9 protein-coding genes and 1 pseudogene are annotated in these 8351 nt (G+C 69.5%); 7 read left to right on the top strand and 3 right to left on the bottom strand.

The genetic code is table 11. The annotated features are described in order from the left end of the window. Positions 1 to 174: pseudogene (locus ACLEQD_RS07000) on the top strand (transglutaminase domain-containing protein); the annotation flags it as partial. On the opposite strand, the gene ACLEQD_RS06995 reads toward ACLEQD_RS07000, so the two are convergent. After that, on the bottom strand, positions 158 to 1183 hold the full coding sequence (locus tag ACLEQD_RS06995; RefSeq protein ID WP_410382735.1) for an arginine N-succinyltransferase: 1026 nt from the start codon (positions 1181 to 1183) through the stop codon (positions 158 to 160). The pseudogene ACLEQD_RS07000 and the gene ACLEQD_RS06995 sit on opposite strands and share 17 nt — an antisense overlap. Positions 1184 to 1634: 451 nt before the next feature. Here ACLEQD_RS06995 and ACLEQD_RS06990 point away from each other — a divergent pair, with 451 nt between their 5' ends. The 6 genes from ACLEQD_RS06990 (at position 1635) to ACLEQD_RS06965 (ending at position 6352) form a co-directional block, all read left to right on the top strand. Next, entirely contained in the window at positions 1635 to 2534 is a 900-nt protein-coding gene (locus tag ACLEQD_RS06990; RefSeq protein WP_410382733.1) for a polysaccharide lyase, read from the top strand. A gap of 88 nt (positions 2535 to 2622) precedes the next feature. Further along, positions 2623 to 3435, top strand: coding sequence for a hypothetical protein (locus ACLEQD_RS06985; RefSeq protein WP_410382732.1), 813 nt, complete (start codon positions 2623 to 2625; stop codon positions 3433 to 3435). Next, entirely contained in the window at positions 3432 to 4346 is a 915-nt protein-coding gene (locus ACLEQD_RS06980; RefSeq protein ID WP_410382730.1) for a type VI immunity family protein, read from the top strand. Before ACLEQD_RS06985 ends, ACLEQD_RS06980 begins: the two co-directional genes overlap by 4 nt. A gap of 28 nt (positions 4347 to 4374) precedes the next feature. Beyond that, positions 4375 to 5661 (top strand): TIGR04013 family B12-binding domain/radical SAM domain-containing protein, encoded by a 1287-nt coding sequence (locus ACLEQD_RS06975; RefSeq protein WP_410382728.1) that lies wholly within the window; start codon positions 4375 to 4377, stop codon positions 5659 to 5661. A 22-nt stretch (positions 5662 to 5683) separates the two neighbouring features. After that, complete coding sequence (locus ACLEQD_RS06970) at positions 5684 to 6025, top strand: hypothetical protein (protein ID WP_171412030.1); 342 nt, start codon at positions 5684 to 5686, stop codon at positions 6023 to 6025. 81 nt (positions 6026 to 6106) lie between these two features. Next, positions 6107 to 6352 (top strand): hypothetical protein, encoded by a 246-nt coding sequence (locus tag ACLEQD_RS06965; protein ID WP_410382726.1) that lies wholly within the window; start codon positions 6107 to 6109, stop codon positions 6350 to 6352. A 58-nt stretch (positions 6353 to 6410) separates the two neighbouring features. Here the strand turns inward: ACLEQD_RS06965 and ACLEQD_RS06960 are convergent, their stop codons facing one another. Further along, positions 6411 to 6821: a hypothetical protein gene (locus ACLEQD_RS06960; protein ID WP_410382725.1), complete on the bottom strand. Its 411-nt coding sequence runs from the start codon at positions 6819 to 6821 to the stop codon at positions 6411 to 6413. 209 nt (positions 6822 to 7030) lie between these two features. Next, positions 7031 to 8317 (bottom strand): isocitrate lyase, encoded by a 1287-nt coding sequence (gene aceA / locus ACLEQD_RS06955; protein ID WP_410382723.1) that lies wholly within the window; start codon positions 8315 to 8317, stop codon positions 7031 to 7033. Between the last annotated feature and the right edge of the window lie 34 nt (positions 8318 to 8351).

Here is an 8351-nt window from a genome sequence, read left to right as displayed (position 1 = left end):
CTGCGGGCGGCGGGACGCTGACTGGACCCCACGTCCCTGGATGCCGTGCGCCCGGACACGCACCTGGCGCTGGCGCTGGTGCCACCGGAGGGCCCCGGCCTGGAGGCCGGGGAGCGCTGGCTGTCGCTCCTGCGCGGGGACTGGCGCGTGGTGCGGGCTACTCGAACGGAATGATGGACAGCTTCGCGCCCGGCTTCACTTCCAATATCTCCTTGGCGCGCGCGGGCAGGTAGATGACGGTGTTGTCCAGCCGGGCCTGGCAGCGCACGGAGCGGAAGCGGTTGCGGCCGGACTCGCGCTCGGCGGCGACCAGCACGTCGTCGCCCTCCAGCTCGAAGTCCTCGTCCGCCAGCTTCACCGTGCGGTAGCGGCGCACCAGGGAGATGTCCGCCGTGTCCGCCTCGAAGTGCGGGCCGCCGTCGAACGGGTCGATGCGCTCCACGTACCGGAAGCCCACCCGCTCCAGCATCCGCTGCACGCCGCGCGTGGCCGGGCCCACCTCCCCCAGCACCTTCTGCACGCGGTCCGGGAACAGCGACGCGTAGATGTCCGACGAGGGGAACAGCTCCTTGATGAACTCCTTGTTCTGGCGGCTCAGCCGGTCGGCCTCCAGGTAGGTGAGCCCGGTGAACTTCTTCCCGCACGCCTCCCACAAGAGGCTGCGCCCGTCCGGGAGCAGCGGCGGCAGGAGCTCCGCCAGCACGCGCGGCCGGAACAGCCGCCGGTGCATGGCGATGAAGAGGAAGCGCACGAAGGACAGCTGCTTGCCGGGCTTGTCCGGCGTCGCGCGGTAGGGCGGGTCCACCACCAGGCCCCCAATCTCCGTGGGGCCCTCGTAGTTGTACGCGATGGACAGCACCTTGTGCCGCAGGTGCCGCGCCAGCGAGGCGGAGTAGTGCTCGCGCTCGCTCACCTCATAGTAGATGTGCGGCGCGTCATACGTCCCGTGCTGGGCGATGATCATCGACGTGCCGATGATGAGGTTGTTGCGCACGTCCTCCAGCACGAAGAGGTACTCGCGCTCGAACGGGTCCTTCACCTTGCCGGCGAAGCTCTTCACCGACTTGTCGATGATGGCCTCGAGCGTCTCCTCGTTGTTCGGCAGGTTGACCGTGTTCAGCACCGCGGCAAGACGCTTCAGGCCGGGCAAGTCGGTTTTCTGGACGTCTCGCAACACGAGCATGGGGCACGCAGAAGGGCGCCCCAGGAAGGGAGCGCCGGAAGGGCCCGTGACCTTACACCACGCCCCCGTCCCGTCAGCCCCCTGCATGCTCCCTTGTCAATGACGCGTTGCGTTCAGGACACCCCTCCCCCGTCCGCTCGCTGGGTACGGGCGGGCCGCGCCCGACGTGAAACATTGCTCAATCCAGGAGAGGGCCCGCCTGCCCGCATGCCCTGTTGTCAGGCGTCTGGGAATGGTTTGGCGGCGGAATGAAGACAGGGAATGATTGCTGCCAATCGCTGTCGAAGTTTGAAAGCAAAGCATCAAGCCTTCCCCCTCCCCCAAGGACTCCTCATTGAAAGCACTGCACCTCTGGCTCGCGGCTTGTCTGCTCCCGAGCCTCGCTGCGGCGGAAATCGTCTGGCGGGGCGATTTCGAGACGGGAAACCGTTCCCAGTACAGCACGGAACAGATGGTGAGCTCGGACCGGCTCCAGGTGGTGACGAGCCCGGTGTCGGAGGGCAAGTACGCCCTCAAGGCCACGGTGAAGCAGGGCGATGACCCCATCAACTCCAGCGGCAACCGCAATGAGCTGGTGTACCTGAGCAACGAGAAGGTGGGGTCGGAGTACTGGTACCGCTGGAAGGTGATGTTCCCGAACGACTTCCCCAGCGTGGACGCGTGGCAGCTCTTCACGCAGTGGCACCACGACGGGTGCTGCGGGTCGCCGCCGGTGGAGTTCTTCGTGAAGGGCGAGCTCATCCGCCTGACGCTGAACGACAGCGGCACGGTGTGGAGCACTCCGCTCAAGCGCGGCGCGTGGCAGGAGTTCATCTTCCACGTGAAGTGGTCCCCGGACGCGTCCGTGGGCTACGTGGAGCTGTGGCACAACGGCGTTCAGGTGCTGAAGAAGACCAAGGCCATGACGATGTTCTCTGGCCAGAACAACTACCTGAAGCTGGGGCTGTACCGGGCCGACACCATCTCGCCGGTGGGCGTCGTCTACCACGACGGGATGATCCAGGCGACGAGCCGCGAGGACGTGTTCCCGGTGGTGCAGCCGGAGCCGGACCCCGTGGTGGACGCGGGCACGCCGGCGGACGCGGGCACCCCGGTGGACCCGGTGGTGGACGCGGGCACGCCGGTGGATCCGGTGGTGGATGCGGGCACGCCGGTGGATCCGGAGGAGGAGCCGGTGGTGGACGCGGGCACGCCGGTGGACCCGGGCACGGGCACGGGCGTGAAGCCGTCTCCGCTGGACGAGGGCAACGTGGAGCTCCGCGGTGGGTGCTCCACGGGCGGTGGTTCGATGGCCGCGTTCTCGCTGCTGGGGCTCCTGGGCCTGGCGCGGGCGCGTCGTCGCCGGAGCTGAGCGGCAGGTGAAGGGCCCTCCCGCTCCGGTGCGTCCGGGGCGGGAGGCGGGTTGAAGGAGCCCGCGCTTCCATGCGAGGAGGCGCGGAATGACTCCTCCCCGGTGGATGTGGTGGCTGTGCTGCCTCCTGTTGTGGACCGCGTGCGCGGGCCCGGAGGTGCGAAGGCCGCGAAGCTACTCGCAGATCGCGATGGACTCCGCGACGGCGGGCTGTCTGCGCAACCCGGCGTGTGCGTCCCAGGTGGGGCAGGACGCCATCCTGCCGTGGCTGTCACGCGCGGCAGTCCGCGCCGCGGAGGCCGCGGCGGTGATGCGCCTGTGGGATGCGGCGGAGGTGGCCCGCGTGGAGCACGTGCTGGTGGAGTGCGCGAAGCGGGCGAACCTGGAAGTGAACGACCGGATGTTGGGGCCCGGGCAGCGGACGAGTCGCGCGATCTGCGAGGAGCAGGTGGTGGACGCGAACGGGCGGACGGTGAAGCGGGGCGTGCTGCTGGGGAACGCGAAGCACGAGGCGGCGCTGGCGTGCGTGCAGCAGGAGCTGGGGAAAACGGACGCGGGACGGTTCAGCCTGGAGCCGCGCTACCTGCGGGATGCGAAGATGGGCCGGACGCGGTGGTTGGATCCGGAGGAGGTGGCGCGCTGGCTGGCCGCCGGACAGTTCTTCCTGCTGACGGGGACCATCGCACCGGATGTGGTGCTGCACGCCTTGGGGAACCCGCTCCAGGTGCAGCGGGTCTATGACTTCAAGTTCCCGTGCCCGGTGACCAACTTTCCCCGATGGGACCCCTATCCTGACGGGCACCCGTTCGCTGCAAAGGAACAGGGCCAGCTCTATCAGCAGATGCTCAAGAGCGAGCAGAAGCCCCAGCTGGTATCTCCCAACTTTGGAGTCACGGAATGAGCCGGCCAGTCCCAACAATTCGTGAAGGCATCGACATCGAGGACCAGTGGGTGGTCCTCGTGCGGGAGGGGATCAGCATCGCGTTCTACATGCGGCAGCCCCACGAGGTGATGGCCTCGGCCGTGTGGCAAGCACTGGAGCGCTATCGTCTGGCCATCAGTCCGCGCCAGCCTGGCTGGTACGTAGACTCCTCGGGAGACTGGCAGCCTTTGGACTCCGAGGGTGACGCCGTCATGCGAAAGCGGCTGCTGGCAACCTCTGCATTGGTCGAGCTGATCGAGCGCCCCGACTCCGTGACGGGAATCGCTTTCAACTACCAAGGGCGGAGCAGCGCGGTGGTCGGCTTCGAGGAAGAGGAGCAGGAGCGTACCTGTGCCGTGGAGTTCCGGCTGCCCATCGAGTTCCTGGAGGAGCGGGGGCCGGAGTGGATCCGCTCGCTGGCCATCGACCTGGGGCGTGAGCTGCCCTGGAACTCAGGGCACGCGGGGCTCTCACTTGAAGTGGGCTCCTGGCCCCGGACCCTCACGCCGCGCCTGCGTGAAGTGACCCGGCGTCACCCGGGCTTCGACCTGAACCGGGCAGGCGAGCTGGCCCTCTCCCTGGGCACGAAGCTCCGTCCCCCTGCCTGGCTCACGTTCCTGGGGCCCCCGGTCCTGAACGAACTGGGCGGCGCGGAGGCACTCCGCTCCCGGCTGCATTCCCCATCAACCCAGGTCGAAGCCCTGTCCCCGGAGCGCGCCCTGGTGTCCCTGGGCCCTGTCCCCGAAGCCGGGGACCTGGAGTCCGGTGACACGCTGCCCGCGTACCGCGAGCTGGCCCGCGTGCTGGAGCCCTGGCTCTACGCGCACCAGGGGGAATGGGGCTTCTTCACCGAAGCCGAGGTCCGCCAGTGGGAGCGCCGCTTCCTCTGACCGCGCTGTGGCATCATCCCCGGCCGCCATGCCGCAGACGCCTCGCAAGGTCTCGCTCGTCCTGAGCTACCAGTACCCCGGCAAGTACGCCTTCACCGTGCTCGCCGGCGCCGTGGAGGCGGACCCCGCGCTCTCGGGCGTGTCGCTGCACTTCCCTCGCAACCGCGAGGACCTGCTGACCACCGTGCGCGAGCGCGTGGACGCGGGCGACACCGTCGTCGCCGCGTGGTCCTTCTACTCCGCCAGCTTCGGCCCCTCCGTGGAGGAGCTGACCTGGGTGCGCGAACGGCTGGAGGGCCGCGACGTGCTCTGCATCGCGGGCGGCGTGCACGCCACCGCCGAGACCCTCCAGACCCTCCAGGCCGGCTTCGACCTCGTCGCCGTGGGCGAGGGCGAACACACCCTGCGCGCCCTGCTGGCCCGCGTCCTCGCGGGCGAGGACCCGCGCACCACGCACGGCACCGCGCACCTCAAGGACGGCAAGCTCGTGCAGCACGGCCACGGCGAGGGCGTGCGCCTGGACGACTTCCCTCCGTTCGCCGCGAAGCACGTGAAGTTCGGCGCCATTGAGATCACCCGCGGCTGCATCTACGCCTGCCGCTTCTGCCAGACGCCCTTCATGTCCAAGGCGCGCTTCCGGCACCGCACCGTCGCCAACATCGCCCACTGGGCCCGGGAGCTGCGCCGCGCGGGCCGGCGCGACCTGCGCTTCATCACCCCCACGTCCCTGTCCTACGGCACCCCCGACGAGACCGTGAACCTGGCCGCCGTGGAGGAACTGCTCGCCGCCGTGATGGAGGCCATGGCCCCGGACGGGCGCATCTACTACGGCACCTTCCCCTCGGAGGTGCGCCCGGAGCACGTCACCCCGGAGGCCCTGGCGCTGCTCAAGCGCTACGTGGCCAATGACAACCTCATCATCGGCGGCCAGTCCGGCTCCGAGCGCATCCTCCAGGCCACCCGGCGCGGCCACGACGTGGAGACGGTGGTGCGCGCCGCGCGGCTCGCGGTGGAGGGCGGCTTCGTGCCCAACGTGGACTTCATCCTGGGCCTGCCCGGCGAGGAGCCCTCGGACGTGGACGCCACCCTGGACCTCATGCAGCGGCTGTCCGACCTGGGCGCCCGCGTGCACGGCCACACCTTCATGCCGCTGCCCGGGACGCCGTACCGCGACGCGGCCCCTGGCCGCCTGGACGCGCGCACCCGGCAGCGGCTGGACTTCCTCGCGTCCCAGGGCCGCCTGTATGGCCACTGGAGGGCGCAGGGCGTGCTCGCGGAGGCCATCGCCGCCCGCAGACAGCCGCGCGCCCGCTAGCCGCACCCGTTACACTCGCGCGATGGCTGAACAGACGCCTTACTGGCTCCTCATCTCCGTGCTCTTCAGCTCCCAGCCCCTCACCCCGGCGCTGGCGATGACGCTGCACGAGGCCGCCTTCGAGCTGTACTCGCGCGGCGAGGGCTCCCGCGAGGTGGCGGGCGATCTGCTCTCCGGCCGCGTGAACAACCTGCGCAAGGACGTGTCCCTGGGCGGCATCGCCGGGCCCGCCTTTGAAGCGGAGATCGAGACCGAGCGCGGCTCCGGCGTGGTCCGCTTCGTCCTCACCCGCCAGGGCCTGGAGATGATGAAGGCCCAGGCCCCCGCCCCCGCGGGTCCCGCGAAGCCGAAGTACCTCAACTGAGGAGGGGGCCCCCTGGCTGCCAGGCCGCTCCCGGAACGGCACCCCGTCACCACCTTGAGGGCTCAAGGGAGGAATGGCGGCATGGACCCCAAGGACGAATACCTCAAGAAGAGCGCCGGCATCCCGCTGGACCCCAGCAAGCAGAAGGACCCGGACGAGGACGGCGACCGGGTGCCCGCGGAAGGGCGCCCCGAGGAGCTCAACGACGTCACCGGGCAGAACGGCGGCCAGCGGACCGAGGCGGACGAGCCCTGGAACGACACGCGGCACCGGCACGACGGCATCCGCGACAAGTACAACGCCGACAGCGACAAGAAAAAGCCCTGAGGTCTCCCCCAGGGCTTCATGAAGTCAGCCGCCGTGAGGCACGGCCTGGGGCGAGGGACTACTCGCGCTCCAGGTCCACCTTCATGCCGCCCATGTGCAGGATGGACTGGGACAGGGACACCGACGACATGATGGCCAGGTCCTCGATGGCCTTCATCTCCTCGCTCTGGGGCTCCGCGCCCGTCTGCGAGGCCGCGGCCTGCTGCTGGGGCTGCTGACCCGTGACGTTCACCGGCGTGGAGGTCGCGCCCGCGGTGTAGGCGTTCACCAGCCCGCCGTGCGGCGTGGCCCCCATCTGCGCCAGCGCCGCCGACACCACGGAGCCGCCGGACAGCTGCGCGCCCGCCTTGGGCGCCTGCGCGGCCGCGCCCGACATCAGCGAGCCGAAGCGGCTGCCCGACACGGAGGAGGCGGTGTTCGTCGTGGCCGGCTGCACCCGCGGACCGGAGAGGGACGTGATGCGGTTCATGGCGGCTCCCGTCAAAGGCCCCGGTCGGCTTCCGGCACGCCTGGGCGTGCCTTGGGGGCTTCAAGTTCGTTCTCCCCATTATCGCCCGGGCCCCGGGGAAGTTGCCTCTCCCCATGGGAGAAAGGCGAAGGCCGCGAAATCCCGGGGGAATTCCCCTGGGACGTCGCGGCCTCCGGGCCTTCACCGCCGGGTGGGCGGATCCGCCGGGCCTAGAACTGGTGGGCCTCGGTGGACTCGTGCAGGGCCAGGGTGCTGGCGCTGCCGCCGGAGATCACCTCGGCGACCTGGTCGAAGTAGCCGGTGCCCACCTCGCGCTGGTGGCGCGTGGCGGTGTAGCCGTGCTTCTCCGCGCCGAACTCCGACTGCTGCATCTCGCTGTAGGCCGCCATGCCGCGGTCCTTGTACTGACGGGCCAGCTCGTACATGGAGAAGTTCAGCGCGTGGAAGCCCGCCAGGGTGACGAACTGGAACTTGTAGCCCATGGCGCCCAGCTCACGCTGGAACTTCGCGATGGTGCTGTCGTCCAGGTTCTTCTTCCAGTTGAAGGACGGCGAGCAGTTGTACGCGAGCATCTTGTTGGGGAACTGCTTGCGGATGCCCTCCGCGAAGGCCTTGGCCTGCGCGAGGTCCGGGGTGCTGGTCTCGCACCACACGAGGTCCGCGTAGGGCGCGTACGCCAGGCCGCGCGCGATGGCGCACTCCAGGCCGCCCTTGATGCGGTAGAAGCCCTCGCCCGTGCGGCCCGCCGCCTTGTCGATGAAGGCGTGGTCGTACTCGTCCGCGTCGCTCATCAGGAGCTTGGCGCTGTCCGCGTCCGTGCGCGCCACCAGCAGCGTGGGCACGCCCATCACGTCCGCCGCCAGGCGCGCCGCGGTCAGCGTGCGCACGAAGTGGCTGGTGGGCACCAGCACCTTGCCGCCCATGTGGCCGCACTTCTTCTCGCTGGCCAGCTGGTCCTCGAAGTGCACGCCCGCGGCGCCCGCTTCAATCATGCCCTTCATCAGCTCGTAGGCGTTGAGCGGACCGCCGAAGCCGGCCTCCGCGTCCGCGATGATGGGCGCGAACCAGTTGCGGTCCTTGCGCCCTTCCGCGTGGTCAATCTGATCCGCGCGGCGCAGGGAGTTGTTGATCTTCTTCACCACGGAGGGGACGGAGTCCGCCGGGTAGAGGCTCTGGTCCGGGTACATCTGGCCGGCGTTGTTCGCGTCCGCGGCGACCTGCCAGCCGGACAGGTAGATGGCCTTGAGGCCCGCGCGCACCATCTGCACGGCCTGGCCGCCGGTGAGGGCGCCCAGCGCGTTGATGTAGTCCTCCGTGTGGAGCAATTCCCAGAGGCGGCGGGCGCCCAGCTCCGCCAGCGTGTAGCTCACGCGGATGGAGCCGCGCAGCTTCTCCACGTCCTTCTCGGTGTAGTTGCGCTTGATTCCCTCGAAGCGCTGGGCGTGGAGCTTCGCGTGAGGGGAGGCATCGGAAGTGGTCGGCGTCGCGTCGTACATGCCAGGACTCCTCGGGCTGCGGTGAAGGGTTGAA

It is taken from the genome of Corallococcus sp. 4LFB, assembly GCF_046520365.1.
Taxonomy (GTDB): domain Bacteria; phylum Myxococcota; class Myxococcia; order Myxococcales; family Myxococcaceae; genus Corallococcus; species Corallococcus caeni.
This window is presented reverse-complemented; position numbering and strand designations above follow the sequence as displayed.

What these genes read in the sequence shown, in the direction of transcription:
- ACLEQD_RS06960 (WP_410382725.1), bottom strand. Translation starts at nt 6,821, where the DNA reads ATGAACCGCATCACGTCCCTCTCCGGTCCGCGGGTGCAGCCGGCCACG.
- ACLEQD_RS06990 (WP_410382733.1), top strand. Translation starts at nt 1,635, where the DNA reads ATGGTGAGCTCGGACCGGCTCCAGGTGGTGACGAGCCCGGTGTCGGAG.
- ACLEQD_RS06970 (WP_171412030.1), top strand. Translation starts at nt 5,684, where the DNA reads ATGGCTGAACAGACGCCTTACTGGCTCCTCATCTCCGTGCTCTTCAGC.
- ACLEQD_RS06975 (WP_410382728.1), top strand. Translation starts at nt 4,375, where the DNA reads ATGCCGCAGACGCCTCGCAAGGTCTCGCTCGTCCTGAGCTACCAGTAC.
- aceA (WP_410382723.1), bottom strand. Translation starts at nt 8,317, where the DNA reads ATGTACGACGCGACGCCGACCACTTCCGATGCCTCCCCTCACGCGAAG.
- ACLEQD_RS06995 (WP_410382735.1), bottom strand. Translation starts at nt 1,183, where the DNA reads ATGCTCGTGTTGCGAGACGTCCAGAAAACCGACTTGCCCGGCCTGAAG.
- ACLEQD_RS06965 (WP_410382726.1), top strand. Translation starts at nt 6,107, where the DNA reads ATGGACCCCAAGGACGAATACCTCAAGAAGAGCGCCGGCATCCCGCTG.
- ACLEQD_RS06985 (WP_410382732.1), top strand. Translation starts at nt 2,623, where the DNA reads ATGACTCCTCCCCGGTGGATGTGGTGGCTGTGCTGCCTCCTGTTGTGG.
- ACLEQD_RS06980 (WP_410382730.1), top strand. Translation starts at nt 3,432, where the DNA reads ATGAGCCGGCCAGTCCCAACAATTCGTGAAGGCATCGACATCGAGGAC.